Genomic DNA, 25,756 nt, shown 5'->3' on the forward strand with positions numbered 1-25,756 from the left:
GGGGCTTCCTGAACTCGTCCCCGCAGGACCGTTCAACCCTATGGGGGCGCGAGGGATCTATCTCTACCGAGGCAATGCGGACACGCTTTACCGCATCCACGGCACGAATGAGCAGTCGACAGTCGGTGAATTTGCCTCCTCCGGCTGTTTCCGCATGAGCAACACCGACGTCATCGATCTCTACAAGCGCGTGAAGGTCGGGGCCACGGTGGTCGTCAAGTAGTTGTAAGGAGTAGGGCTGATGGCGAACGGGTTTATAGGACGCTTTTACAAGCAACAGCCGCAGGAGAGTGCCGGGCTCAGGCAGATTGCCGAGATAGCCGCCAATGGTGCAACTACGGTCTCTGCCATGCCAAAGGAAGCGGTTGCCGAAGCGGCCGTGGAAGAGCAAGGCCCACTCGGCCTCGACATGGTGTCGGAAAGGGTCAACCTGCACCGCCACCTGTTGGACCAGATCAATCTCGGCATCCTTGACACGCTCGACGAGGAAGAGATTGCCGCCGAGATCCGACCGCTGGTCAAGGAATATATCCGTCGCAACAACTCACCGTTAAATGCCAAGGAAATCAATGACCTCGTCCACGACATCACCGACGAGATGCTGGGGCTCGGGCCGATCGAACCGCTGCTCGCCGACGAAACCGTCGCCGATATTCTGATCAACGGCCACAAAAGCGTGTATGTGGAACGCCGCGGTCAGCTCGAGAGCACTGCGGTCCGCTTCAAGGACGAGGATCACCTTCTTCGGGTGATCAACAAGATCGTCTCTGCCGTCGGGCGACGGGTCGACGAATCGACCCCGATGGTCGACGCCCGCCTGAAAGACGGCTCGCGCGTCAACGTCGCAATCCGGCCGATCTCAGTCGACGGGCCGCTCGTTTCCATCCGCAAATTCACCCGTAAGCCGCTGACGCTCGAGCGCCTCGTCGAATACGGCGCCATGGCGGATCAGATGCGCATTCTGCTCAGCGCAGCGGTTAAAGGTAGGGTGTCGATGATCATCTCGGGCGGTACCGGCTCGGGCAAGACCACTCTGCTCAATGCGCTTTCCTCGCAGATTTCGGAGAAGGAACGGCTAATCACCATCGAGGATGCCGCGGAACTGCAGCTCCAGCAGCCGCATGTCGGCCGCATGGAAACCAGGCCGCCGACGCTCGACGGCCGCAACGAGATCCGCCAGCGCGAACTCCTGAAGAACGCGCTGCGCATGCGGCCCGACCGTATCATCGTCGGAGAGGTGCGTGGCGAGGAGGCCTTCGACATGCTGCAGGCGATGAACACCGGCCACGAAGGATCGATGACCACCATTCACGCCAATACGCCGCGCGATGCGGTGAGCCGCCTCGAGCAGATGGTCGGCATGGCCGGCATGCCGATGTCGCAGTTGAGCGTCCGCTCCCAGATCGCCTCGGCGATCACGATCATCGTCCAGGTGCAGCGCCTGAGCGACGGCAGCCGCAAGGTCGTTTCGGTCTCCGAGATCACCGGCATGGAGGGCGAGGTCGTGCAGATGCAGGAGATCATGCGCTTCAAAAAGACAGGCACCGACGAAAATGGCCGCATACAGGGCGAATTCCGCGCCACCGGCCTACGACCGCGTTTCATCGAGGAATTCGCCGAAGTCGGAGTCATCATTTCCCCGGCGATCTTCGAACCCGGTAAACCACTTCAGACGGGACCCGGCAAGCCATGACCCTCATCCTCCTCTATGCCGCCGTATTCGTCGCAGCGCTGGTCGCTGCTGAAGCGCTGCTGCGCAGCTACTTTCGAAGCTCCGAACGCCATCAGGCGGTGAACCATCGCCTTAGTCTCCTCGAGGGCAGCGAGAACCATCGCGAGACCTACCGCGAAATGCTGAAGGCACGCGGCGTCGACGGGGACTCTCGGTGGCAGCCCCTCATGCAGCGGCTGCGGCAGTACTATGTGCAATCCGGCATCAAGTTCGATGTCAAGCGATTTGCCCTCTACGGCGCCGCCGCTGCCATGGGCATCTGGCTGGCACTTCAGTTTTTCGTGCCGAGCAACCTCGTCCGGATACCGCTCTTCCTAGCCATCTGTCTGTTGGTGCCGGCGCTTGTCGTCTGGCGGGTGCGCGCCAGGCGCATGCACAAATTCGCAGAAAAGCTGCCGGAGGCACTCGACGTTGCCAACCGGAGTCTTGCTGCGGGCCACCCGCTTCCGGCAGCGATCTCGCTCGTGGCGCGCGAAATGCCAGATCCGATCGGTACCGAGTTCGGCCTTCTGTCGGACGAACTGACTTATGGCGTCACGCTCGACGATGCGCTCGTAAATCTCAATGAGCGGGTCGGCGTCGACGACCTCAACCTGCTCGCCATATCACTGAGCGTCCAGGCCGGAACCGGCGGCAACCTGGTCGAGATCCTGCAGAACCTCTCGAAGACCCTACGAGACCGGTTCATGCTGAAAGCGAAGGTCAAGGCGATCTCGGCGGAGGGGCGCATCACCGCGATCTTTATGTCAATCTATCCGTTCCTGCTCTACGGCATGATCAAGGCGCTGTCGCCGACCTATTTCGACCCACTCTGGAACAGCGGCTACGGCACCACCATCGTTTCGGGGCTGCTCGTCGTGATGGCGATCGGCAACGTCATTCTCTACAAAATGGTCCACTTCGAGTACTGAGGCGCAGCCATGTGGAACGAGTACGGCATATACCTCATCGTCTTCTTCTCGGTCATGATCTTTTCCGCCGCCGCCTCGGAGGTCGTCTTCCGGCGACGCGAGGTGGGTGTCCGGCTTTCGGAGGCCAAATCGCGGGCCACGGGCAATGATATCGTGGATGGCGCGATGGCGGATCTCGGCGAGGCCGAGAACCGGCTGATCCGCCGCTATTTCGAGATCACCCGACACGACACCAACGCGAATTCCACGCAAAACCGGCTCATTCGCGCCGGTTATTTCAGCGCCAATGCAGTCGCGACCTTTCAGGTGATCCGTGCAATCGTCTGCATGGGCGTGCTGGTCTCCTCGGTCTTGGCCTTCAACCGCTTCTTCCCCGAGACGTCGCGGCTGATGACCCTGCTTATTGCCATGTTCGCCGCCGGCACGACCTTCATTCTCGTAAATATCTATATCGATCGGCGTGGCGACGCGAAAGAGCGCGAATACCGGCGGCTCTTTCCCGATTTCATGGACATGCTGATCGTCTGCCTGGATGCGGGCATGAGCCTCGAAGCGGCGGCAAACCGCGTTGCGCGAGAATTCGTCAGCAAGAGGAAGGACTTCGGGCTGCATCTGTCGATCATGATGCTTGAGGTGCGCGGCGGTCGCCGGCTGCGCGAAGCGCTTGCCAATCTTGCCACGCGGCTCCGAATCGACGAGGCGCGGGCGCTCGCGGTCCTCTTCCGCCAGTCGGAAGAGCTCGGAACAAGCGTGACGCAGACGCTCCGTGTCTACAGCAAGGAAATGCGCGACCTGCGCATCGTCCGGGCGGAGGAAAAGGCCAATGCCTTGCCGATCAAGATGCTCCTGCCGCTCGGCGCATTTCTGTTTCCCGTCAGCCTTGTGATCGTGTTGGTCCCCGTCGTCATTCGCGTCATCAGTCTCATCGTCGGCCTGACGCCCGGTGGTTAAAGAAAAGCGAGGTTCTCATGCATTCGCTCGATCAGGTTCATGAAGACATGGCTCCGTCACTCGACGCCCGCATGCCGCTGGCGCCGATGAGCGTCGAAGAATCGGGGCTCGAATTCTCCTTCCTGTTGCGGCTGGCGGCAAAATGCGCGACCGAGCAGGACACGGTGACGCCCTCGCATCTGGCGGAGCGGATGAAGCTGCCCAAGGTGGTGGTCAACTTTCTGGTCAAGGAACTCGTAAAGCTCGCCTATATGGAGGCAAGGGGTTTGGCGGGAGAGGACGTGAGGTCTGACATTCGCTACGCGCTTTCGACCAAGGGCATGGAATATGCCCATGCTGCGATCCGACAATCCTCCTATGTAGGGCCGGCGCCGGTCTCGCTCGACGCCTTCTGCCGCCAGATCGCCCTGCAGTCCATTCATCACGAGCGAGTCACCCAGGATGGCCTTTTCGCGAGCCTCGAGGGGCTCGTGCTGTCGCCGTCGCTGGTCGAGAAGCTGGGCCCGGCCATGAATTCCGGGCAATCCATTCTGCTTTATGGCCCGCCGGGAAACGGCAAGACCAGCATTGCCGAGCGCACCTCGCGCCTGTTCCGACAGACGATCTGGGTGCCCTACGCCATCGAGGTTGGCGGCTACGTGATCAGCTTCTACGACGAAGCAGTTCACCAGTCGGTGGCCGGGACATCCTATCCGAAAGCAGATCAACGTTGGGTGGAATGCCGGCGGCCGGTGATCAAGACAGGCGGCGAGCTGACGCTCGATCTTCTCGATCTTTCCTACAGCGAAGGCTCGACCGTGTATGAGGCGCCGCTGCATCTCAAGGCCTCCGGCGGCGTCTTCATCATCGACGACTTCGGGCGCCAACAGGTGATGCCCCAAGCGCTCATCAACCGCTGGATCGTGCCGCTTGAGCGCGGCTACGATTTCCTAACCCTCCATACCGGGAAGAAGTTCAAGGTTCCCTTCGACGAACTCGTTGTCTTTTCAACCAATATCGCCCCGAAGGATCTTTCCGACGAGGCCGGCTTGCGACGGCTGAAATACAAGATATTCGTCAATAACCCATCGCGAGCAGAATATATCCGGATATTCGAGGGCTATGCGGCAGGCGTGGGCGTGGTAATGTCCGTACCGGACCTGGAACAGTTCTACGATCGCAAATACGGTGCCGAATCACTGGGGTCCTGCTACCATCCCAAGTATCTTCTGGATTTCATAGGTTCCTATTGCGAGTTCAACGGATTCCGGAAGGTGGCGTCGCTGGAGATGCTGGAGCGAGCGTGGGAAGGGGTCTTCACGGTGGACTAGGCGTCGGGCGGCGTGTGACTATGGTTGGTAAAGGTCACATGAAATACTGAGCCGGGGCGCTTGCCTCGGCAACCATCGGCCCCGACCTCCTGTCGGGCGGAGGTATTTTTCGAGGGCCACGGCCCGGCTTGCGGCGGAGTGAGGGGATGGCCAGCATGGCGAATATAGAAATTGAGCCCGACGCGCGGCGCGAACGAACAGCGGACGAGCCGATACGCAAGCGCGCCGTGCCACTCATCGCCCTGGCACTGATATTCCTGCCGTTGAATGCCGGGATCCTGCTCTACACGGCCAAGAACGCAGCCGACCTCAGAGAAAGCCGCGACGTTCTCGCCGGCGTCAAGCGTTCCCTCGACGGACTGAAGCTGCAGCTCGAAAAACAGGGCCGCAACATCGCCAGGGGCGCAAAGGCCGATGAGCTGGCAATCGTTCGCCAGCGGCTTGAGAACCTAAAGAAGGCGGTCTCGGAGCTGGACGACGGGATGCGCTCCGGTCTGCCGAGTTCCGGCGGCTCGGTTATCCTGAGCGCTCCGGGCAAGGGGGCGACGCAGCGCCTCGAGCCATCGCTGACGACCGCTGCCACGGAACTGCAGCCCCAGGACGGCAGCCTGCCCGCTATGGGGACCGAGGGCGGCAACTTGCCGCGTTACGAAAGGTCTATTTCGCCAGAAGGCAAGTTGATCCTGCGAAAGGTGCGATAGCCGAAGCTATGCGGCGCTCGTAACGGCGAGAACGCGCTGGCTGCAACGGCGGCATGTGACAGGAACCATGCGATAGAACTTGAGCAGTCCTAACTCATAGCCGGTTCAAATCAGCAGCATTTCAAAGTGCTACAGCGACGTTTTCGCGTCTGAATCACACTGCGCGATAGTCGCGCAACAGGGTTTGCCGGATGCGTTCTCCGTCCCTCATCCCTGTCCCTGTCAGGGATCAGGGATCCTTCAAACTGGCTACAGCGCCGTGCGTCTTTTGAGACGCACAAAGATCGCTGTAGCACTTTGAATTACCGCTGCGCGTATTTGACGCTGTTCTTCATCAACTCGAGATTGCGCGCGGTCGTCTCATTCGCAGGGTCGAGCTCGTATGCCTTGAGGAAGTACTGCCGTGCGCGCGGCAGGTCGCCACGCAGGAGACGCGAATACCCGACATTGTTGTAATAAACCGGACTGTTGCCGATCATCTTGGAGAGTTGCTGATAGGCCCGATCCGACGTGTCGAACCGCCCGATCATGTCAGCAGAGGCAGCGAAGCCGAGCCAAGCAGCAGGGTCCTGTGGGAAAACGGCAACCGCACGTTTGTAGATGGCGTAGGACTTTCCGTAGTTCTTTTCCTTGAACTGCAACTTGCCAGTCGTGATCAGTTCATCGTTTTTGTAGAAGGCGACCGCCGAGTCGTCCTCGAGAGTTTTGGCACTATCGCCAAATGCCGCAACGTCGTCGAACGCAGCCGATTGGCATCCACTCAGGACGAGTGCGGCCAACAGCAACGGCGAAAGGCGACCAAGTCGTGACTGAATTTGATCTATCAATATTCATCCCCTTAACACTGGGCCATCCTAGACTCGCGTTTTCTCACGCTCACGTAAAATTTTATGCGATGGAAGCTAACAAATGAAGAATTCGCGCCAATAGTCGCCAAAGAGAGACACATGCCTTCGACCGCGATTGCGCCGCCTGAGGGGAAGCTTGCCTCCAAGGCGCTTCCTTGCCACCGGCCAAGCCGAAAGCGATTACCCGAGGCAGGAGCCAGTTGAAGAGGTCGAAAAGGCGCAGCTTGATTCTTCCGGTAACGCCTGGGAGTGCAACCGGCCGTATCAGTTCCGTAGCGGGTCTGCATTATGGAGTGACGATCTCTGATATCGTCACAGGCCTTGTGTCACACCAGGGGGCGCCGTGAAGCGCCTGTCATGATTGAACGCCGCACGGGCAGCATCTTGGAATGAAACGAGTTTCTGGCGTCCGTCATCCCAAAGGACGAGCCTGACGCATTGCAAGCTTTCCCAAAGAGTGATGCGACCGATATGCGCGAGCGGCGGATGGTCGCGAAGTACTTCCGGCAGTCTGTAGTAAGGGATCCTGCTCGACAGGTGATGAACGTGATGGATGCCGATATTGCCGGTCAACCATCGCAGCACCAGCGGCAGGTCATAGTGGGAGGCACCATGCAGAGCGGCCTGGGGGAAGTGCCAATCATCACCGGCCGACCAGTGCGTATCTTCAAACTGATGCTGCACATAGAAGAGCCAGATGCCGGCGGCGCCCGACAGGAGCACAATCGGCAGGTGGATCAAGAGGAACGGCAGGAGTCCGATCGCCCAAGCCATCAAGGCGGCGCACACCCCGATCGCCACATTCGTCGCCATCGTCGAGACCCAGGGCAGCGCCCCACCGTTCATCATTCCGACCGGCAGGCGCTGTTTGAGGAGAAAGAGCCAGGCCGGGCCGAAGCCGAACATCACCAGCGGGTGCCGGTACAGGCGATAGCCGAGGCGCTTGATGGGTGAAAGTGCATGGTATTCCGAGACTGTGAGCGTGGTGATGTCGCCGACACCCCGCTCGTCCAGATTGCCGGCCGAGGCGTGGTGAGCGGCGTGCGCCCGGCGCCAGTAATCGTAAGGCGTCAGGGTCAGCACGCCGATGACGCGTCCCGTCCAATCGTCGAGGCCGCGGCGGGCGAAGAACGAGCCGTGGCCGCAATCGTGCTGGATCATGAAAAGCCTGAGGAGGAAGGCCGCGGCCGGAATGACCGCGATCAGCCCGTACCAGAAGCTGTGAGCGAGCGAAAAATAAGCGATGGCCCAGAAACCGGCGAACGGAACGGCAGTGACCAGAAGCTCCAGGACGCTGCGCCCGATTCGGGGCTGACGGTATTTCGCAAGGGTCTTCAACCATGCCCCGGCGTTGTCTTCAGCAAGGGATGCCAGTGGACGGGCATGTGCGTTCATCAAACTGGTCCGTATTTCCTCGCCTCGCACACACTCGCCAAGGCCCTGTGGCTTGCGGTTGAGTCTCAGGCGCAGTGGTTGAAAGTGTCAGGCCTGACGAGCCTTGCGTGCCGCATAACGGCGATCGCGCTCGGCTTTGCGGGCAGCTTCGTCGGCCACGACCCGTGCAACGCGATTGGCAATTTCAGCCTGCCGGGCTTCGGCTTCTTTCCTCGCCTCGATTTCGGCGGCCGCAGCCGCTGCTGCGGCTTCCGCCAGCAGGCGCTGGTTTTCGGCTGTCTTCAATGCTTCGCGTTCCGCCCGACGGACTTCGCGTGCGGCCGCCACCGCTTCGCGGGCGGCAAGCCGCTGCTGCATCTCGGGATCAGTCGCCTTCGGGGCGGAGGCGAATTTTTCCAGAAGCTGACGCTTGGCCTCGGCCGCAGCAGTGCGGCGTTCGGCAAAGCCATTGGCGTTGAGGTGTCTCAATAGATATTTCCTTAATTCTCATGGTCACGAGCTTTCCCGCCACTTTCGGAAGGAGGACTCGGGATGTTGCGCCCGCAATGGAGCCCAGAACAAGAAAAAGGCCAGACATCCGCCTGGCCTTTTCGAACTTCTTGCCGCCATGCCAGTACATCCGTGGTCATCGGCGGCCAAAAGCTTTAGGCAGCGCGAAGCTGACCTGCGGACATTTTGCCCGACTTGTTGTCTCGCTCGAGTTCGAAGCCGAGTTTCTGGCCTTCTACGATCGAGTTCAGCCCTGCACGCTCGACAGCCGAGATGTGAACGAACACATCAGCACTGCCGTCGTCGGGCTGGATGAAGCCGAAGCCTTTGGTGGCGTTGAACCATTTAACTGTGCCAGTGGTCATGAAGAACCCTTTCTTAGCAACATTGATCACCGCCGGGCGACGCACAGCGGGTTTTCGACTTTTGAAAGGGAAGTTCGTCAAGAGGCGCGAGGCGCAGCAAAAACAAATATCGGCAAACAAAGTATCGATGATCTCTCAGTACAGCACTTGGACGATGACGTCAACTTCTTGTTTTGGATATCGGCCACATACTACCTCCGGTGGTTGAATGCCAATAGAATCGCGCACCCCACGCCAACCGGCACCAAAATCCCGGGTTGTGAAAACGGCTCAATTTTTCTGGCGGCCCCGCCGCGGCAAAGGGTATGCGTCAGCATCATAAAGCTCCCGCATCTGCTCACCATTGTAGCGGGCCTCCTCGACCTCCAGGACAGAGCCGCGAAGCATCGACGACGGCATGTCCTCGATCGCGAAGCGAAGCGCTTCGGCGACCGAATCAAACCGCTTGTAACGAAGCCGGCTCGTCCTTCGCACCGTCTTGCAGGGATACAGTCCCGCGCCGGCACTGTAATCAAACATCGCCATCGGTGCGCTCCTTGGGTACAAAGAGAGTGCCGCGGGAAAGCGTCCTACGTTTCTCGAGGCGTTGCTGCCGTTCAGCGGGCCCGCGCTCGCGCATCCGGAGTATCTGCCTGGCGCGGATTTTTTGCAGCTTGTCTGCATTCGAGCCTTCGGGCGCCGCGGGCCGGAACAGGCTTTCCGCCGTGTGACGGGCTGTATTCATCATAAGAGTGTCCTAAAACGTGGTTGCGCAACGCCATAGCGTTCAGCGCAATTTTCTCCCCGCCAGAGGCGGGTTCGGAACGTTTGCAAATCGGGAGTCGCCAAGCAGCCGGCCGAGCCGGTGAGATCAGGTAGCCGAAAGGCTGGAAAACGTAACCTTTATGTGGCGACGCCCGCAGCGCTATTCAAGGCAGCCGCCGTTCGGCGTCGAAAGCCCGGGACCCTTGGTGGCCGAGGCAACGGCAGAGGCGGCACGCAGACGCCTCTGCTCCTATTCGCGCTATTTCTGCTTCTTGCCGAGGCTAAGCCCGCTATTTGCGAACTTGACCTGAGCGCCCTGCACGGCGGCGACCGGCGCCACCGTCTTGTCTTTTTTGGGCTTTCTAACTTCACGGTTGCTTCTTGCCTGGCCTTTTGCCATCTGGTTCTCCCTAATTTCGGTTGATCCTCAGCCGAAGCTTTCAACGCTGCGGCATCGCCGTACGCTAACCCCGTTCAGCAAGGCCGCAATGTTTCGCGACCAAGGCAGGAAACGCGGGCGCGCGGCGCTGCGAATCGCTTAATGCGCGGTGCGGCCGCTCGCTCGGCATTACGGAGTTGCTGAAGCCGAACGTTTTCGCCGTATCCAAATCCACTGACGCTGACGAGGTTGCGAGCCGTGGCGGGAAAGTGGAGGTCGGAAGACATGCTGTCCTCCTTTCGTTGGGGCCAGGACACCGAGGCCCCGAAGCAGCAGCGCCCTGAAAATGGCTGCTGACGTCACCAGCATGCTCTCTTTAAAGGTCATACGCAATCGGCCATACCATCAAATCCGAACTCGCCCGCTGTTTCCAGATCCACAAACGGGATGCAGTCGGGTATTGCGACGGGACGGTTTTCCCAAACTCGGCATCACTCTACTGCCCGATTGGCCCGCTGAAAATTGACTATGCCGAGCGACAGAATGTCCTCTTTCTGACGGTTGCAGGTTCGCCCTCGTCTAATGCGGAAACAGGCTGGTCAACGGCATGTGCGATTTGACGATCGGCGATTTCAGCACGACATAACTGAAATACTTGTCGATACCGACATCCATGTCGATCAGCCGTTCCATGATCGTCTGATATTCGACGATGCCGCCGGTGACGAACTTCAAAAGATAGTCATAGCCGCCGGAAACCAGATGGCATTCCACGACGGAATCGACCTTCTCGACGGCCGCGAGAAAGCGGGCGAAATCGATCTGGCGATGGTTCTTGAGCGTGACTTCGGTGAAGACCGTCAGGGTCTGGCCGAGCTTGGCGATGTTGATCTGTGCCGAATAGCCGACGATATACCCCTCCGCCTGCAATTTCTTCACCCGCATCAAACAGGGGCTGGGCGACAGATTGACGAGTTCGGCGAGCTCGACATTGGTGATGCGGCCGTTCTTCTGCAGTTCGTAGAGGATCTTGATGTCGATCCGGTCGAGTTTCATCGGCGCTCTCCAGTTCGTGGCGGCGACGCGGTGGCCGTCTGCGCTTTCCAGCATTTTATGCGGCTGGGACTCGCTTGCAAGCGAAACGGCCACGCCATCCTCTGTTAAGTTTATGAAATTTTCACCAGAATAAATCTCCGCCAAGTATAAATCGAACCGAAGAATATGCTGCGGGATGGGCTATGTGCAGCAGTCCGCCGGGCGCGGAAGCGCTAGAATGCCGGTCGAAAGAATGGAGACCATCGATGCCCGCCCCGCTTCTTCAGATCGAAACGACGCCTGCCCTGCCCACCAGCGCCGACGCCGTCGTCATCGGCGGCGGCATTGTCGGGGTTTTCGCGGCCTACCATCTGGCCCGGCGCGGCCTCAAGGTCGCCCTCGTCGAAAAGGGCCGGATCGGCGCCGAGCAGTCCAGCCGCAACTGGGGCTGGTGCCGCCAGCAGAACCGCGACGCCCGCGAACTGCCGATGGCGACCAAGAGCCTGTCGCTCTGGGAGGATTTCGCCGGTGAGACCGGCGAGGACACCGGCTTTCGTCGCTGCGGCCTGCTCTATCTCAGCGATGACGAAAGCGAGCTCGCCGGCTGGGCGCGCTGGGGCGATTTTGCCCGCACCGTCGGGGTGACGACCCATATGTTGGATGGTGCTCAGGCGAGTGAAAAGGGTGCGGCGACCGGCCGCCGCTGGAAGGGCGGCGTCTTTTCGCCGACCGACGGGACCGCCGACCCCGCCCGGGCAGCACCTGTGGTCGCCCGCGCCGTCATGAAGCTCGGCGGCACCGTCCACCAGATGTGCGCGGCCCGTGGCCTCGAGCTCGAGGCCGGGCGCGTCAGCGGCGTCGTCACCGAGGCCGGCACGATCCGCACCCCGATTGTCGTGCTTTCCGGCGGCGCCTGGGTCTCCTCCTTTTGCCGTCAACTCGGCATCCGCTTTCCGCAGGCCTCGATCCGCTCGTCGATCCTCTCCGTTGCGCCTGGTGCCGAGGGCTTGCCGGCGGCGCTGCATACGGCCGCGGTCTCGGCGACGCGGCGTGGCGACGGCGGCTATACGCTGGCGATCAGCGGCCGCGCCCGGGTCGATCCGACCCCACAGCAGATGCGCTTTGCCAGGCATTTCGTGCCGATGTTCGCGCGACGCTGGCGGAGCCTTGCTCCCGGCGGTTTCGAAGGCTGGAAGTCCGGTCATGAAACACTTCACCGCTGGCGGCTCGACGAGCCGACCCCGATGGAGTTCAACCGCATGCTCGATCCCCGCCCCGACCAGACGCAGATACGCTTGACTCTGGAGCGCGCCCGGGCGCTCCTGCCGGCCCTTCAGAAACTACCGGTCAGTGCCGCCTGGGCCGGCTATATCGACAGTACCCCGGATGGGGTACCGGCGATCGGCGAGATCAGTTCGCTGCCCGGCCTTGTGCTGGCCGCCGGCTTCAGCGGCCATGGCTTCGGCATCGGCCCCGGCGCCGGGCACCTTGTCGCCGACCTCGTGACGGGTGAGCCGCCGATCGTCGACCCGAAACCCTACCATCCCGACCGGCTGAACGGCTCGGCCTGGGGCAAGGTCGCCGATTTCTGACATAGCTTATCTGGGCTGGCACTGCGGTTGCGAACAGCCCGCCTGCGAGTGGCCCGCGAACGGGCGGGTAGTGTGAGGTTGCCGCCGCACACTTCGCCGCTCCCGCGTCCCTCGCGCCCGAAGACGCAGGGCGCACCACAGCGGCGAAGTGGCTCCCCCGCTTCGCGTCCTCAACTCATGGGACGTCAGCAATCGAAGGCGTCGCCGGTCACACCGTTACCGGGCGAACGACCAGCCAAACAATCCCTCTACGCGGCCCGCCGAGCGGGCCGCCACCGTGAGCCGTGGTCGCGCAGACGTCGCTTGCCCTACAGCGCCGTGCGTCTTTTCAGACGCACTAAGGACGCTGTAGCACTTTGAATCGGTGCACGCTTTTATCCTTAGATCGGCTTCGATTTAAGGAAACATGCACTAGCCAAAGAATATCTGGCGCAGGCGAGCAAAAAGCCCCGGCTGATTTTCGACGAGCATCGCGCGAATGTGACGTGCCGCCGTCGACGCACTGACCGTGGCGCCGAAATGGCAATAGCAGATGACCTTGTGCAATTGCTCGTCACTCAGTTCGAAAAACCGCTTCGCCTCGCCGTAGCTGTCATTGTCCATGCCAGCCGTCCGAAGGACCGGGTCCTCGAATGCAACGGAGATCGGCGTGCCGTCGCCACGCATCGTTGCGCGGACATGTGCCGGCTGATACTCGGTCTCGTGCAGTGTCGAAAGCCGTCTGTGCGGGCTGCGTTCCAGGAGTTCCGCCCAGCGCTCCAGGCGCTCGGTCCGCGACAGGGTGCGGCGCGGAAAGTCCTGTTTGACCTCGGCGACGCCTTGCAGTTCTTCGATTGCATGGTGCTTCATTGTGACCTCCTAATCACCTTAGTTGGTCCCCCATTCCACCTCATACGCTTGATAAAACTGACTCCAACCGGACGCGAAGTCCAATCACGAAATGCCCGCGAACTCTTAACCGGTGAGAACAGGCAGAATCGGCGCTAACCGCGGTCCGATGGCGCCCCGCTCATCCGAGACGGGCCGGCGTCCCGCCCCAACTCCGGGACGCGCGCCGGCCGTGTCGCGATACCGTCTCAATCCTCACGGAATGCGTGGCGCATCTGGTCGGTAAGCGGCTTCGCCAGGTAGGAGATGACCGTGCGGTCGGCGATCTTGATGAACACCTCGGCGGGCATGCCTGGATAGAGAGACAGTCCCTTGAGCTTAGCGAGGCTTTCCGGCTTCGGACGAATGCGCAGCGGATAGTAGCTGGCGCCGGTCCGCTCGTCACTGACGAGGTCCGGGGCGACGGTCACCACCTCCGCCTCGACCTCGGGCGTGGTGCGCTGGTTGAAGGCGCTGAAGCGGATCTCGACCGGCTGGCCGACATGGATCTGGTCGATATCGTGGGTCGCCACCCGCGCCTCGACGGTCAGGTCGTCGGCCTCCGGCACCACGAGCATCAGCGTCTCGCCGGGATTGACGACGCCGTTCACCGTGTGGACGGCCAGCTGATAGACGCGGCCCGGCAGGGGCGCCGTGATGTCGAGCCGCCGCAGCTGGTCGGTCGCGGCCGTGCGCCGCTCCTCATACTCGGCGATCTTCGCCTCGACATCGGTCAGTTCCTTGGAGATCTCGGTACGCCGGTCCTCATCGAGCTGCAGGACCTGCAGGTCGACTTCGCTGGATTTGCCGCGCGCCTGGGCACGCGAGGCAATATGCCGGCCGCGATCGCCTTCGAGTTCCGCCCGCTGCCGCTTCAGGGTCGTCACGCGCTGCATCGGCACGAGGCCCTGGCCATAGAGCGAGTCGACGCCCGTCAGTTCCTCGGCGATCAGCGTCAAGGCATCCTCGATCGCCTTCAACTGCACGGTCAGGCCCTCGATCTCATCGGCCAACTGCGCCTTGCGCGATTGAAGCTGCCCCTTCATTCCGAGCAGTGCGGTGCGACGGCTGGCAAAAAGCCTCTGTTCGCCGTCGACGAGTTTCGTCGCCGCAGCGCCAGAGATCAGGTTCACGACGTCCTTGTCGATCTCGAACGACTCAGCTCCGATCCGCTCTGCCTGGAGCCGGGCGCGGCGCGCATAAAGCTGCGCCAGTGTGCTATCTACAATCGCAAGGTTCGCACGCACCGTGGTGCCGTCGAGCCGGATCAGCACCTGGCCTGCCTCGACACGGTCCCCTTCCTTGACCTTGAGCTCCCCGACGATACCGCCGGTCAGATGCTGGACCTTCTTGACGTTGTCGTCGACGACGACCACGCCGCCGGCAACGATCGCGCTCGACAGTTCCGTCGTCGCCGCCCACCCGCCGACGCCGGCAACGAGGGCGAGCGCCAGGACCGAGACGCCCATCATGTGGCGCCTGAGCGAGCGGCGCGCACCCGGCATCCGTTGCGTGCTGCCACTCATTGCTTTGCCTCCTGGCCTTCCGAGACGATCTTCAGCGGCGACGGGCGATCCGTCTGTTGCTGCCTTAGAACCTTGCCGAGCACTTCCTCCTTCGGGCCGAAAGCCTGCAGCCGGCCCTCGTTCATCATCACAACCAGGTCGGTGCTCGCAAGCGCACTTGGCCGGTGGGCGATGACCACCACGATGCCACCGCGACCGCGCACATTCATGATCGCTTCGCCGAGCGCCTGTTCGCCCTCCGCATCGAGATTCGAATTCGGCTCGTCGAGGACCACCAGGAAGGGATCGCCGTAGAGGGCGCGCGCAAGCGCGATGCGCTGGCGTTGGCCGGCCGAAAGTGCTGCCCCGCCCTCGCCGATCTCGGTATCGAAGCCATTCGGAAGGCGAAGGATCAGCTCATGGACGCGCGCCGCCTTGGCGGCAGCGACAATTGCCTCCGACGTCGCATTCTCGGCGAAGCGGCAGATATTCTGCGCCACGGTTCCGGCGAAGAGCTCCACATCCTGTGGCAAATAGCCGATATGCCGTCCAAGCGCGTCGCTGTCCCATTGGTCGAGCGCGGCCCCGTCGAGTCGCACCGAGCCGCGATAGGCCGGCCAGACGCCGATGATGGCGCGCGCCAGCGACGACTTGCCCGAGCCGCTCGGCCCGATGACGCCGAGGGCGCTTCCGGCACGGACGGTGAAACTGATGTCCGTGAAGATCAGCCGCTGCGCTGCCGCAGGTCCACTCGCCAATGCCTCGACGCTCAAGCGCTCGTGCGGGTCCGGCAGCGAAAGCGGCGCTTCCGCCTCGGGCAATGCCTTCAGGAGGTCCTTCAGGCGTTGCCAGCTCTGTCCCGCTTGGACGAGGCCGCGCCAGTTGCCGATGGCGAGCTCCACCGGTGCAAGCGCCCGGGCAGTCAGGATCGAGCCGGCGATGATGATACCGGGCGACGCCTGGCCCTCGATCACCAGGACCGCTCCGGCGGCCAGCACGCCCGATTGCAGCGCCATGCGAAAGACCTTGGAAAGCGCGCCATAGCCATTGCCGATGTCGGATGTGCGCCTGTTCTCTTCCCGGAATTCGGCGTTGCGGCGCTCCCAGAGTTCGGCAAGCCGGCCGGTCATGCCCATCGCCTGGACGACCTCGGCATTGCGCTGCGAGGCTTGGGCGAAGGCGTTACGCAGGCTGCCCGCCTCGGACGCCTTCCTGGCGGGAGCCTGCGTGCCGCGATTGGTGAGATAGGTGAGAAGCGTCAGGATCAGGCCGCCACCGATCGCCACGAAGCCGATCACCGGATGAAACAGGAAGCAGATGGCGACATAGAAGGGAAGCCAGGGCAGATCGAACAGCGCCGCCGGCCCGGCACCGGAGAGGAACGCGCGAACCTGATCGAAGTCGCGCAGCGCCTGAAGCCCGTCGCCCTGCATCCTGAGCTTCAAGGGCGCCTTCACCACCGCCCGATAGACGCGGCCGCTCAGGCTCTCGTCGAGCGCGCCGGCAATGCGCACCAGCATGCGCCCGCGGATCAGCTCGAAGGCGCCCTGGAAGGCGTAGAGCAGCAAAGCCAGCAGGCAGAGCGCAATCAGCGAGGGAATGCTGCGGCTCGGCAGAACCCGGTCGTAGACCTCGAGCATGAAGAACGAGCCGGTGAGATAGAGGATATTGACGAGCGCACTGGCGACGCCGACGCCGACAAAGGCGGATCGGCAATCTCTCAGGGCGGAGGCGGGATCGATGTTCCTGCCATTCGATACTGCTAAAGGTTCAGGCACTGGCCAATGTCTCCAGGTACGGCGTGTCCGGCCGCGGGGGCCTTCTTGATCCGGCGCGAGGGCGACGGAGAATGAGGATGCTCGGTCATCTTGCTCTGCAGCTTAAATCACGCCGGCCTAATTTTTCAAAGTGCGCACGGAAGAGTTGTTCCCGAGGAGACAGGAATTTATGCGAAAGATTGGGGGTTGGCCATCGCCGGGTGTCGTTTTATGAGTGTCGCGGCACCTCCGAGGCATAACTGCAAAAGGCATCGCCACTGCTTTTCTTCCCCGGAAGCTAGAAACTGCTTTGATGTCGGCAGACGAATGGTGAGCGATAAGCTCACTGCTAGGCCGCTCCTCCGGGGTGTCATCAGCGAAAGCGCTAAGTCTGCCGCGGCGTCAGAGCCTGGGTTGATTTCGGCATCAATTAAACGACTTCGCTTCGAGGCGCCTCTCCGATTGTGGTAGGAGGCGCCAAGGCGGCCGGATACCAAGCGATCTTCTCAGGCGGGGATTGGAGGATTTGGAAAATGGAAACCTCGAACGCTATTCTGATGGCGTGGGAGGAAACGAGGTTCGCCGCTCCGATCCGCATCCGCAGGCCACCATCCACGGCTCTCGCAGCCGCGTAACCATCTGTGAATATGAAGGTTTTTTCGCTCCCCTGTTCAATTGTGTATTCGTAGAAGCCTGCAAGCCGCAGGCGCATTTGCTCAACGAAGCACTGCGGGTTCGACAGGAAAACGTAGCACGTGAAGACGTGCTGATGCATACCATCCCTCCTTCGAATTTACCGTCTCGCCGTGTGCGTGGCTATCGAACCGGTGCACCGCCAATCTCTCCATGAATATCATGGAGCACGCTCCCCAATGCCCGGATTTCGTCCTCCGAGTGGCTGGCGGTCGGGCACAGTCGCAGCCCTGCCCTTCCCCTTGCAACCGTGGGAAAGAAAATGGCCGACGTGTAGAAACCGCGGTCCAGCAATGCTCTTGCCGCTGCGATTGCCTTGAGTTCGTCACCCACCTCCACGGTGCGGATTGGCAAGGGCGAGCCTCGCTGCTCCGTTGGGACGAGGCTGTCGAACAGGGCGACGCGATCCCGGAGCGTCTGTTGCAGCTTTGCAAGTTCTTTCGTCCTATGCAATTTCTGCGATGCCAGCGCGGCACCAATGGCTGCGACGTTCAGCGACGCTGAAAACGCGTGTGCTATCGCAAACCTTCGAAACAGCTCTTCTTGTCGAGACGTGCCGAGCAGGAGCAGACCGCCCGAGGCACCGAAACCCTTTCCGAGCGACGCCGCTATTATGGTTCGCTCGCCCAAGCGGCCGGCGATTTGCGATCTGGCAAAGCCTTCACCACGCTTGCCGAATAGCGAGACACCGTGTGCGTCATCAACATACAGGAAAAGGCCATAGCGATCCTGGAGGCGGAGCAGACGTTCGATATCGGCGCTTCCGCCCATCGAATAAACGCCATCACAAACAAAGGCGACGGAATTGTTGGTCTGGCAGAGAGTTTCAAGGGCCTCAAGGTCGTTGTGCGCGACTGTTTCAACCCTCGTTTCGGTGGCAATAGTTCCCTTGTGAAAGGCGAGTGTCGCGTGGGCGAGGCGGTCAAATACCATCACGGGTTTGATGCCACCGGTCAGATACCCAGACGCGATCAGCGGTAATGCGCTCATATTCGCGGCCAGAACCGTGCTGTAGGTGATCACCCGTGCGCCAAACAACTCCGATAAGGCCGCTTCTAAATCGCCAAGGATTGAGAAATTGAGGCGCGTTCTTGCACACGACCAATGGAGCGCGCCATATTGGCTCAGCGCTTCGATCGCGCCTGCGACGATCTGCGGATGATTGTCGAGACCAAGATAAGAGCATCGCACGAAGTCAACGATATGGCGGCCATTTTCCTGGCGGAGCGCCACAACGCGTCCCGCCAGTGGGCGTCCATAGATCGCCATCAATCCCTGAAAATGCGCCGCATCGAAGTGACTTTGAGCATACTGAATGAGGCTGCTGGTGTTTCTGTAGGCGCTGTTGCCTGCAACGCTTTCCTGCCCTGGCGATTCGGCTTTCATCTCGTCCTCCCGATGGGGCTTGATTCGCATGTATCGGGAGCATTAAATCTTCAAATCAAAAACTCAATAAAGTAGATGTGAAATATTGTAAAAACTAGTTTTCAGAATACAACTAAGTTGTTAAATATTAATCGGCGCCTTTACATTATGATGATTTGTAAATTGGCAGTTCAACCTATGAAATTGCCGCATCAGTCCCACCTTGCGTCCATGTCCAAGGCATAACCCGTAGCTCGCACCGTGCGTATCATGCTACGCCCAGTTAGGCGCTCAAGTGAGCGGCGCAGTCGCCCGACGTGCACATCGACCGTACGGGGCTGCACGAAGAGACCTGACGGCCAAGCAGTTTCGATCAGTTCCAAGCGACTGAAGACACGGCCCGGCTTTTCAACTAGGCACCGCAGTAGATTGAATTCGATGGGGCCGAGCTGGATTTCTTTATCACCATAGACGACCATGCGGCGTCCGGCTTCTATCCTGAGCCCGCCAAAGATGGTGGCCCCTCCCCCGATTGCCCCGGTCGGCCGTGTACCGTTAGCGTCACTCCGGGAGAGAGAACAAAGGTATGCCAACAGCCTTGCGGGTGAGACTGGACGGAAGAAATTTTCGTCAATGCCAGCTTTGAGCAGCGCGAGATAGTACCGCTCATCCCCCGACGAAACGAGCGCGATCGTTGGAACGCCCGCGGTCGCGTGGGAGGCCTTAATTGCCGCACACGTTTTCAGCGTCAGCCCCGGGTCTTTCGCCGAATCCAGTATGATTGCCGTGACGTGTCTTGTGGCGGCCCGTTTGATGACTTCGTCCTCACCGACCAGCGCTGTCTCAAAGCCCTCACGTACGAGGATATGTGCCAGAAGCACGTAGAAGTCTGCATCGTCCGAGCAAATCAGTACTAAGGGTTTCGCGTGTTGAGCCTTCATGCGATCAATTCCCTGCTCGTCTTCAGTCATTTGATGTCACAAAACATCAAGTAATATGCTCTTTCCCGCACAGTAAGCCTTATAATTTTAGTGTTTTCGCTCTTTATGCCATGAATAGTGTAAAATCCGTCCATTTCTCTCGAATTTTTGTTGCAACATATTGCTGATTTTTCGGCGGACGTTAGACACTCTTCGGATTCGGCCCCGCCGCCAATTCACGTCCCAATGACTTCAAAGGAAACGCAGATCATATGAAGGCCAGCCTCGATCACGTCCCGCACGAAAGCAGCGCGTGCTCGCGCGCATAGTGGAGGCCCTGCACGAGAAATTTGAGGATGCGCCCGTCGACGTGATAGCTTTCCTTTAGGATGTCGACGAAAAATTTGCCATGTCGCAGCGCCGCGTCAGCTTGCGTCGTCCACGGGCAGTGAAAATCATCGGCGTCGACAACAGGAAGCTCACAGTTTGCATACTGGCACGAGGCCCGGGATCGCTTGCTTCAGCTCCGTTAGCTAAAAGCGGCCCCGCGGGGTCGCGGCCGAACAAAAGCTACGTTTGTATTGGTTTCGCGACTTCGTCGAGCGAGTAGCCAACGGATCGCACTGTGCGAATGATGTTCGGCCCATACCGGTTCAGCGCACGCCGAATGTGTCCGATGTGAATATCAACTGTGCGTGGCTCGACTTCGGCTTCGCGCGGCCAACCAGCTGCGATCAGATCTTCGCGACTGTGCACGATGTCAGGCGTCCTCATGAGATGCAGAAGCAATCTGAACTGCAGGGCGGAGAGACGCACGGCGTGACCGTTGCGGGTGACCCGGACCCTCGTGACGTTCATCTCTATATCCGCGTGGCGGAAAATCAGCTCGGGCGCAGCTCGAGGGCGAGGATCGTGTGGCAGTTTCGTATGCAGCCGCTTCAGCAAGGAGAGCAACACGATCGGTTTGAGGGGGCGGAACAAAACGGTATCGACTCCGGCAACATGAAGGTCACGGCTGAGGTCGGCCTCCAGTGAATTTGCGAGGGCCGCAACTGTCACCTCGTCGCCGCCTGCCGTTCTAATTTGGCGGCAAAGCCCGGGGGCCTCCTCCCCTCGACTGCTGCAGTCGAGCAGGATGGCGACTGCCTTTTCAGTCTGGATCGCATCTAGCAGTTCCTTTGGATCGACGCAGATCCGGGCGGGGAATCCCTCGGTCTCAAGAATGTGTTTCAGGAGAAGGAAGAGCTCCACGTTGTCCGTATGAATCAGTACTTCCGCATCCATCTCGCACCCTGTGTGGCCCGAAAACTCCCCTGTCAAAGCGGCGCATATTCCCCGCCGTTAACGTCTATAGTCACGCCGTTTACGTAGGCCGCCTCATCTGACGCCAAAAAGCAGATAACCGCCGCAACCTCTGCCGGTTCGCCCAAGCGGCCGGCGGGAATGCGGGCAACAGCCGCGCGATTGACCGCACTGTCGCGCGGTCCGGCCATCTCGGTGGCAATCCTGCCTGGTGCAACGACATTCACTGTAATTCCTTCCGCCGCATATCGCGCAACCAGTGAGCGTGCGAGCCCCGCAAGCGCGGCTTTCGAGGCGACATAGGCGGTGCCAGCGATTTTGGGTAGCGCACGGCCGGCAATGGACCCGACAAGAACGATGCGGCCAAAGCCTTGCGCGACCATGCCAGGCATGGCCGCCTGGCAGCAGAGCAATGTCCCGGTCAGGTTGACGGAAAGAACGGCGTTCCATTCATCGAGCGTGATCTCTTCGAATGGGGTTGGGCCGTCCGGCCCTTTCGGTGATATTCCTGCGCTGCAAACCAGAATTTCAGGCTTTCCCCAGTAGTTCTGCAATTCTTGAAAGGAGGCTTCGATCTGCGCCGGTTCGGCCAGTTCGACAGCGCGAGCGAACACGCGCTCGGAGCCGAAATCCCGCGAAAGCGCCTCGGCGGCGCTTTCGACATTGGTGCGTCTTTGTCCGAAGACGGCGACCCTGCATCCCCGTTGCAAGAGGTGACGGGCCGTTGCCAGTCCGATTCCGGAACTACCGCCAGTGACGACGGCAATCCTTGCTGTGGCATTGCGGCTCATGCTGCTTCGTCCATCTTGGCGAAGAGCGATAGGGGCGGATGCGCCGCCGGGTCGGTCATCACTTCGATCAGAAGCGGCCCCTGCTCCATGCCGCGCTGCAGATGATAGGCAAGCTCGCCTGGGTCGTCGACACGGACGGCCGGGCAACCACACGCTTCAGCCAATTTCGCGTGGTCGACCTCGGCGAAGTGGCATGCCGATGTGAAGTTACCGAACTTCACCGTTTCCGCGTCGCGCTGGAAACCGAGAATGCCATTGTTGAGGACGACGATGGTGACAGGAAGCTTCATCCGCATCATGGTCTCGAGCTCCGCCCAACTATGGGCAAAGCCGCCGTCCCCGACGATGGCGACGACCGGCCTGTCCGGGCGGGCAGCCTTTGCGCCGATCGCGAGCGGTACTCCCCAACCGAGCCCCGCCAGCCCGCGTGGCGTGATAAAGCGCATCCCGCTCGCCGGCGCTCTCAATTGGCCCAGGACCCACATGGATGAGTAGCTAGCGTCGGCGACGACCGTCACATCTTCGGTTAGCAGATCCTGGAGCTCCGCCATAAGCCGCTCCGGGCGGATCGGGCGGGAGCGCGATGTCGCCACATCGCGGCGATCATGCTCGAAGCGTCTCCAATATGCAGCGATGCATTCTTCGAGCCGCGCGCGATTCGCATGCCGGCGTGTGAGGTCGACACGGGAGAGCGCCACGCGCAGTGCCGCTAGCGTCTCCCGCGCGTCGCCAACAAGCCGAAGAGATTCGTAGTTGCGCCCGATCTCCACCGGATCGACATCGATGTGTACGACCGTCGCGCCGGAGGGAATTTGGCGCCAATTGTCGGTGCCGTTCTGGTTGGTCCGCGTTCCGATGAGAAGGACCAAGTCAGCGGCTTCGGCCAAAGCGGACGAGTGGCGTCCGAGCGAGCGCGGGCCGACCAGCGAACCTAGCACGCCGGCGGAAAGCGGATGGTATTCGTCAACCGCTCCCTTCCCCATATTCGTGGTGAAGACCGGCAGGGACGCATCCTGCTGGAGCGCAACGAGTTCCACCGCAGCACCGCCGCAGTGAATGCCTCCGCCGGCGATAACAATGGGCGCTTGCGCCGATGCGATGAGGGAGGCGGCCTCTGCGAGTGCGCCATCCGAGGGTCGGACGCGGTCCAGGGGCCAATGCCCCAGGTTCCTTGAACGTGCGACTGCTGGCGCTCCCGCCTCTGTCCGGAGGAGATCCGCTGGCAGCAAAAGCGCGGCCGGCCCGGCGCGGCCGGACGTTGCAGCCGTGAAGGCGGCGTCCACATAATCTTCGATGCGTCCCGGGACAGTAACGCGCCGCACCCATTTGGTGCAGGACTGGAACAAAGCGATCTGGTCAAGGTCCTGAAAGGCATTCCGGTCCGTTTGATCGCGCTCGACATCCTGCACCAGCGCCACTATCGGCACACTGGCCTTCAGGGCCTCGGCAAGCGGCGGCACAAGCAAGGTTGCCGCGGGACCGTTCTGGGCTGCGACGACGCCGACCTTACCGGAAACACGGGCGTATCCGTCGGCCATCGCGCCGCCCATATTCTCCTGCCGGTAAGCGATCTGTCGAATGCCGATCGCCTCGGCGGCGAGAATGACGGCCGATGGAAGGCTTTGGCCGAAAATGAATTCCACGTCGTGGCGGCGAAGAGTCTGCGCGATACGCTGCGCAACGGTTTCGATGGGATTGTGCTGCGTCATTGAGCGCGTTCCTTTCCGGATTGGCTGTCGGCATCAAGAAAATTGTCAAATGCTTGGAGGATGAGTTCAATCTCGCTTTCGACCATTACCGTCGAGAGGCAGGCCGCGGCCCCGTAGGGTAGAAGTATCCCCGCTTCCAGGAAGTGGCGGCTCATTCGCCGCATGAGCGAGGTCTCTTCGGCGCTCAGATAGGCATCGCGATACTCAGCGGGTGCGACGCGCTTGGGGTGGATCCGGAAGAGCGAGGCGGCGCCGGTCACCGAATACGGCGCATCGCGGCTGGCAATGCTTGCCCTAAGGCCGCCGCGTAGTAGCTCGCCCATCTTCTCCAAGCGATTGAAGGCATCTGGTGTCATTGCTTCCATGGCCACACGGCCGGCGACCATGGAAACGGGATTTGCAGAAAAAGTGCCGCCTTGCGGCAGCGACGGCTTCGCATTTTCGGTGCCGAAAACGCGCATCACTTCTTCGCGGCCGCCAATGGCGCCAATCGGAAAGCCACCTCCGATGATCTTGCCGGCCGTAATCAGGTCGGGTTCCAGACCGTACCGTGCCGAAGCGCCGGCGTAGCCTTGCCGAAGATTGAGCACCTCGTCGGCAATGATCAGGATTCCGTATTTGCTCGCTGTTTCCGACAACGTCTCTATGAAGGCGGGCTCCGGATGCATCAAGCCCGCCCGGCTGGGCATCGGATCAATCAGCACGCCCGCGATGCGGTCGCTCGCCGCACTCAAGCGCGCTTTGAGACCCTCGACATCATTGAACCGCAGAAGAAGCACCTCTTCGGCTACCCTCGGCGGAGTGCCACGATAGACCGGCGTGGCGATCGGAGCAGGATCCCAGCCATCCTTGCCAGGCGCCCCCCCCTGTCCTGCCTCGGCCCAGTCATAGGCGCCGTGATAGGCACCTTCGATCCGCGCGATAGCGGGCCTGCCGGTGAAGGCGCGCGCCGCCTTGATGGCAAACATCACCGCTTCAGTGCCGCTGTTGACGAAGCGGACCCGCTCCATTGCGGGAATGCGGGCGGTCAGCAGTGCCGCCAGGGCAATTTCATGTTCCGTCGGGTTGGCGAAACAGGTACCCGAGCGTAGCAGGTCGACGACAGCCTCCGAGACTGGTTCGAACCCGTGTCCGTGAATGAGCGTGGTAAAGTTGTTGTTAAGATCGAGGAGTCGGTTCCCGTCAACGTCGACGAGATAGGCCCCCTCTCCGCGCTGGACATAGATCGGAAAAGGATCCTTCTCAACCGTTGCGCGGGTGGTTCCATCTGGAAATAGGGCCTTGGCGCGGTTGAATAGGTGCTTGGACCTACTGCGCGCAGACGCCTGCCGCAGCCTGTTTGTTGCTTGATCGAGCATAGTTTCCGGCTTCCTGACAAAGAAAACGACCGCTCGCTTTGCACGAGCTTCACATTTTTGTTGCAACAAAAATGCAGCCCGTCAAGTCCATGCAACAAAATCTTAGGCCGAACAGTCACCTTCTTTCTCTTGATTGGCGCGCTTCAGCCGCCGATATCCATCGCGAATGTCATTCTCCATCGCTGCCCTGAGGCTCGCCGCGTCGCGCTCTTCAAGAGCCTCCATGGCGATCTCGTGGTTGCGAACTCCGTACTTCTCCTCGGCAAACTCTGGGTAGAGATTGTGCAAGGAGGGGCCGATCCTCAGCCAGAGGCTTTCGATGATCGAGACGAGATGAGGAAGTCCCGAGAGGCGATAAATCGCGAAGTGGAATTCCTTGTTGTGCCAAAGCGCTTCCGCATAGCGCTTTTCGTCGAGAGCAGAATTGATAAGCCTTTGTAAGGACTTTAATTCCTCCACATCGACAGGCGTGCCGTGTTGAGCAGCCTGCTCCGAAGCGAGCCCCTCGAGCGCCAGGCGCGTGAGCGTTATTTCTCGAAGCGCGGTCGAGTCGAGAACCGGAACGACAACCGTCTTCGGCCCGGTGTAAACAAGCGCTCCCTCGCTCGTCAGCCTGTTGATGGCATCACGCGCTGGCGTTGTGCTGACGTCGAGATCCTGCGCGACGGCGCGAACCGTCAACTTGTGGCCAGGCCTATAGACGCCACGGATGATGCGCTCCTTCATTTGCCGATAGGCCGCATCCCCCAACCTTTCCATTGCCCGCTCGACCTGCGGCACCTTCTTTGGAATATCCGGCATTTCACGATCACGATCGGTTGACACTACGAATTTTTGATGCAACAAAAATGAAGTGTGAAGGGTTTGCAAAGCTTTTGTCGCATCAGCGGTATTAGCAGCTTTCCCTTGCGCCGTCACGCGGACCGCATACTCGCGTCCCGTGTGAACCAAACCTCAGCAATAGCACCTCGTCCTGACTCCCCCTCAGAGTCGGAAGACGGATCTTCATTGCGGTCGATTCGGCCGTACCCAGGGGA

The 25,756-nt window shown here is 60.7% G+C and carries 25 protein-coding genes; 7 read left to right on the forward strand and 18 right to left on the reverse strand.

What is annotated here, in order from left to right; all coding sequences use genetic code 11:
* The 6 genes from N181_RS24340 to N181_RS24365 all read left to right on the forward strand — a co-directional run.
* A partial coding sequence (locus N181_RS24340) for a L,D-transpeptidase (RefSeq protein WP_155621622.1) occupies window positions 1-223 on the forward strand: 223 nt, incomplete at its 5' end.
* A gap of 18 nt (window positions 224-241) precedes the next feature.
* Window positions 242-1,693 (forward strand): TadA family conjugal transfer-associated ATPase, encoded by a 1,452-nt coding sequence (locus tag N181_RS24345; RefSeq protein ID WP_037433247.1) that lies wholly within the window; start codon window positions 242-244, stop codon window positions 1,691-1,693.
* Window positions 1,690-2,643 (forward strand): type II secretion system F family protein, encoded by a 954-nt coding sequence (locus N181_RS24350; protein ID WP_037433249.1) that lies wholly within the window; start codon window positions 1,690-1,692, stop codon window positions 2,641-2,643. Before N181_RS24345 ends, N181_RS24350 begins: the two co-directional genes overlap by 4 nt.
* Before the next feature lie 9 nt (window positions 2,644-2,652).
* Window positions 2,653-3,594 (forward strand): type II secretion system F family protein, encoded by a 942-nt coding sequence (locus tag N181_RS24355; RefSeq protein ID WP_037433252.1) that lies wholly within the window; start codon window positions 2,653-2,655, stop codon window positions 3,592-3,594.
* A gap of 17 nt (window positions 3,595-3,611) precedes the next feature.
* Window positions 3,612-4,904 carry an ATPase AAA gene (locus tag N181_RS24360; RefSeq protein WP_037433254.1) on the forward strand — a complete coding sequence of 431 codons (1,293 nt, stop codon included), beginning with the start codon at window positions 3,612-3,614 and terminating at the stop codon, window positions 4,902-4,904.
* Between the two features lie 155 nt (window positions 4,905-5,059).
* Complete coding sequence (locus N181_RS24365) at window positions 5,060-5,605, forward strand: hypothetical protein (protein WP_050984036.1); 546 nt, start codon at window positions 5,060-5,062, stop codon at window positions 5,603-5,605.
* A 302-nt stretch (window positions 5,606-5,907) separates the two neighbouring features.
* Here the strand turns inward: N181_RS24365 and N181_RS24370 are convergent, their stop codons facing one another.
* From N181_RS24370 to N181_RS24400, 7 genes are all read right to left on the reverse strand, one after another.
* Window positions 5,908-6,390 carry a tetratricopeptide repeat protein gene (locus N181_RS24370; protein WP_370009469.1) on the reverse strand — a complete coding sequence of 161 codons (483 nt, stop codon included), beginning with the start codon at window positions 6,388-6,390 and terminating at the stop codon, window positions 5,908-5,910.
* Window positions 6,391-6,765: 375 nt separating this feature from the next.
* Window positions 6,766-7,848, reverse strand: coding sequence for a fatty acid desaturase (locus N181_RS24375; RefSeq protein ID WP_060563949.1), 1,083 nt, complete (start codon window positions 7,846-7,848; stop codon window positions 6,766-6,768).
* Window positions 7,849-7,935: 87 nt separating this feature from the next.
* Window positions 7,936-8,316: a DUF6481 family protein gene (locus N181_RS24380; RefSeq protein WP_060563951.1), complete on the reverse strand. Its 381-nt coding sequence runs from the start codon at window positions 8,314-8,316 to the stop codon at window positions 7,936-7,938.
* Between the two features lie 176 nt (window positions 8,317-8,492).
* Window positions 8,493-8,702, reverse strand: a complete 210-nt coding sequence (locus N181_RS24385) for a cold-shock protein (RefSeq protein ID WP_014332328.1) — start codon at window positions 8,700-8,702, stop codon at window positions 8,493-8,495.
* A gap of 270 nt (window positions 8,703-8,972) precedes the next feature.
* Window positions 8,973-9,227 (reverse strand): hypothetical protein, encoded by a 255-nt coding sequence (locus tag N181_RS24390; RefSeq protein ID WP_037394885.1) that lies wholly within the window; start codon window positions 9,225-9,227, stop codon window positions 8,973-8,975.
* 478 nt (window positions 9,228-9,705) lie between these two features.
* A complete protein-coding gene (locus tag N181_RS34150; protein ID WP_014332331.1) occupies window positions 9,706-9,846 on the reverse strand; it encodes a hypothetical protein in 141 nt (46 codons plus the stop codon).
* A 558-nt stretch (window positions 9,847-10,404) separates the two neighbouring features.
* Entirely contained in the window at window positions 10,405-10,881 is a 477-nt protein-coding gene (locus N181_RS24400; protein ID WP_015887171.1) for an Lrp/AsnC family transcriptional regulator, read from the reverse strand.
* Window positions 10,882-11,126: 245 nt separating this feature from the next.
* On the opposite strand from N181_RS24400, the gene N181_RS24405 reads away from it, so the two are divergent.
* A complete protein-coding gene (locus N181_RS24405) occupies window positions 11,127-12,452 on the forward strand; it encodes an NAD(P)/FAD-dependent oxidoreductase (RefSeq protein WP_037433269.1) in 1,326 nt (441 codons plus the stop codon).
* 411 nt (window positions 12,453-12,863) lie between these two features.
* Here N181_RS24405 and N181_RS24410 read toward each other — a convergent pair whose 3' ends face one another.
* The 11 genes from N181_RS24410 to N181_RS24460 form a co-directional block, all read right to left on the reverse strand.
* Window positions 12,864-13,301 (reverse strand): hypothetical protein, encoded by a 438-nt coding sequence (locus N181_RS24410; RefSeq protein ID WP_037433271.1) that lies wholly within the window; start codon window positions 13,299-13,301, stop codon window positions 12,864-12,866.
* Between the two features lie 227 nt (window positions 13,302-13,528).
* Complete coding sequence (locus N181_RS24415; protein ID WP_037433272.1) at window positions 13,529-14,845, reverse strand: HlyD family type I secretion periplasmic adaptor subunit; 1,317 nt, start codon at window positions 14,843-14,845, stop codon at window positions 13,529-13,531.
* The gene (locus N181_RS24420) at window positions 14,842-16,602 is read right to left on the reverse strand and encodes a type I secretion system permease/ATPase (RefSeq protein ID WP_037433274.1); all 1,761 of its coding nucleotides are present in this window, start codon (window positions 16,600-16,602) and stop codon (window positions 14,842-14,844) included. Before N181_RS24420 ends, N181_RS24415 begins: the two co-directional genes overlap by 4 nt.
* 409 nt (window positions 16,603-17,011) lie before the next feature.
* Complete coding sequence (gene rctB / locus N181_RS24425; protein WP_037433276.1) at window positions 17,012-17,356, reverse strand: SMa0974 family conjugal transfer regulator; 345 nt, start codon at window positions 17,354-17,356, stop codon at window positions 17,012-17,014.
* Window positions 17,357-17,397: 41 nt separating this feature from the next.
* Window positions 17,398-18,660 carry an 8-amino-7-oxononanoate synthase family protein gene (locus tag N181_RS24430; RefSeq protein WP_037433312.1) on the reverse strand — a complete coding sequence of 421 codons (1,263 nt, stop codon included), beginning with the start codon at window positions 18,658-18,660 and terminating at the stop codon, window positions 17,398-17,400.
* Window positions 18,661-18,851: 191 nt separating this feature from the next.
* Window positions 18,852-19,610: a winged helix-turn-helix transcriptional regulator gene (locus N181_RS24435; RefSeq protein WP_234885865.1), complete on the reverse strand. Its 759-nt coding sequence runs from the start codon at window positions 19,608-19,610 to the stop codon at window positions 18,852-18,854.
* A gap of 519 nt (window positions 19,611-20,129) precedes the next feature.
* Complete coding sequence (locus tag N181_RS24440) at window positions 20,130-20,843, reverse strand: winged helix-turn-helix transcriptional regulator (protein ID WP_037433319.1); 714 nt, start codon at window positions 20,841-20,843, stop codon at window positions 20,130-20,132.
* Window positions 20,844-20,875: 32 nt separating this feature from the next.
* Entirely contained in the window at window positions 20,876-21,652 is a 777-nt protein-coding gene (locus N181_RS24445) for an SDR family oxidoreductase (RefSeq protein ID WP_037433278.1), read from the reverse strand.
* Entirely contained in the window at window positions 21,649-23,361 is a 1,713-nt protein-coding gene (locus N181_RS24450) for an acetolactate synthase catalytic subunit (RefSeq protein ID WP_037433281.1), read from the reverse strand. Before N181_RS24450 ends, N181_RS24445 begins: the two co-directional genes overlap by 4 nt.
* Window positions 23,358-24,719, reverse strand: a complete 1,362-nt coding sequence (locus tag N181_RS24455) for an aspartate aminotransferase family protein (RefSeq protein WP_037433283.1) — start codon at window positions 24,717-24,719, stop codon at window positions 23,358-23,360. The genes N181_RS24450 and N181_RS24455 overlap by 4 nt, the downstream gene beginning before the upstream one ends.
* A gap of 102 nt (window positions 24,720-24,821) precedes the next feature.
* Window positions 24,822-25,520 carry a GntR family transcriptional regulator gene (locus tag N181_RS24460; protein ID WP_037433285.1) on the reverse strand — a complete coding sequence of 233 codons (699 nt, stop codon included), beginning with the start codon at window positions 25,518-25,520 and terminating at the stop codon, window positions 24,822-24,824.
* Between the last annotated feature and the right edge of the window lie 236 nt (window positions 25,521-25,756).

The organism is Sinorhizobium fredii USDA 205, assembly GCF_001461695.1.
GTDB classification, from domain to species: Bacteria; Pseudomonadota; Alphaproteobacteria; order Rhizobiales; family Rhizobiaceae; genus Sinorhizobium; species Sinorhizobium fredii.

Coding starts and splice junctions, on each gene's coding strand:
- N181_RS24410 (WP_037433271.1), bottom strand. CDS start 13,301: ATGAAGCACCATGCAATCGAAGAACTGCAAGGCGTCGCCGAGGTCAAA.
- N181_RS24460 (WP_037433285.1), bottom strand. CDS start 25,520: ATGCCGGATATTCCAAAGAAGGTGCCGCAGGTCGAGCGGGCAATGGAA.
- N181_RS24430 (WP_037433312.1), bottom strand. CDS start 18,660: ATGAAAGCCGAATCGCCAGGGCAGGAAAGCGTTGCAGGCAACAGCGCC.
- N181_RS24455 (WP_037433283.1), bottom strand. CDS start 24,719: ATGCTCGATCAAGCAACAAACAGGCTGCGGCAGGCGTCTGCGCGCAGT.
- N181_RS24445 (WP_037433278.1), bottom strand. CDS start 21,652: ATGAGCCGCAATGCCACAGCAAGGATTGCCGTCGTCACTGGCGGTAGT.
- N181_RS24390 (WP_037394885.1), bottom strand. CDS start 9,227: ATGGCGATGTTTGATTACAGTGCCGGCGCGGGACTGTATCCCTGCAAG.
- N181_RS24415 (WP_037433272.1), bottom strand. CDS start 14,845: ATGAGTGGCAGCACGCAACGGATGCCGGGTGCGCGCCGCTCGCTCAGG.
- N181_RS24400 (WP_015887171.1), bottom strand. CDS start 10,881: ATGAAACTCGACCGGATCGACATCAAGATCCTCTACGAACTGCAGAAG.
- N181_RS24440 (WP_037433319.1), bottom strand. CDS start 20,843: ATGGATGCGGAAGTACTGATTCATACGGACAACGTGGAGCTCTTCCTT.
- N181_RS24350 (WP_037433249.1), top strand. CDS start 1,690: ATGACCCTCATCCTCCTCTATGCCGCCGTATTCGTCGCAGCGCTGGTC.
- N181_RS24345 (WP_037433247.1), top strand. CDS start 242: ATGGCGAACGGGTTTATAGGACGCTTTTACAAGCAACAGCCGCAGGAG.
- N181_RS24450 (WP_037433281.1), bottom strand. CDS start 23,361: ATGACGCAGCACAATCCCATCGAAACCGTTGCGCAGCGTATCGCGCAG.
- N181_RS24405 (WP_037433269.1), top strand. CDS start 11,127: ATGCCCGCCCCGCTTCTTCAGATCGAAACGACGCCTGCCCTGCCCACC.
- N181_RS24435 (WP_234885865.1), bottom strand. CDS start 19,610: ATGACTGAAGACGAGCAGGGAATTGATCGCATGAAGGCTCAACACGCG.
- N181_RS34150 (WP_014332331.1), bottom strand. CDS start 9,846: ATGGCAAAAGGCCAGGCAAGAAGCAACCGTGAAGTTAGAAAGCCCAAA.
- N181_RS24360 (WP_037433254.1), top strand. CDS start 3,612: ATGCATTCGCTCGATCAGGTTCATGAAGACATGGCTCCGTCACTCGAC.
- rctB (WP_037433276.1), bottom strand. CDS start 17,356: ATGCATCAGCACGTCTTCACGTGCTACGTTTTCCTGTCGAACCCGCAG.
- N181_RS24385 (WP_014332328.1), bottom strand. CDS start 8,702: ATGACCACTGGCACAGTTAAATGGTTCAACGCCACCAAAGGCTTCGGC.
- N181_RS24355 (WP_037433252.1), top strand. CDS start 2,653: ATGTGGAACGAGTACGGCATATACCTCATCGTCTTCTTCTCGGTCATG.
- N181_RS24365 (WP_050984036.1), top strand. CDS start 5,060: ATGGCGAATATAGAAATTGAGCCCGACGCGCGGCGCGAACGAACAGCG.
- N181_RS24375 (WP_060563949.1), bottom strand. CDS start 7,848: ATGAACGCACATGCCCGTCCACTGGCATCCCTTGCTGAAGACAACGCC.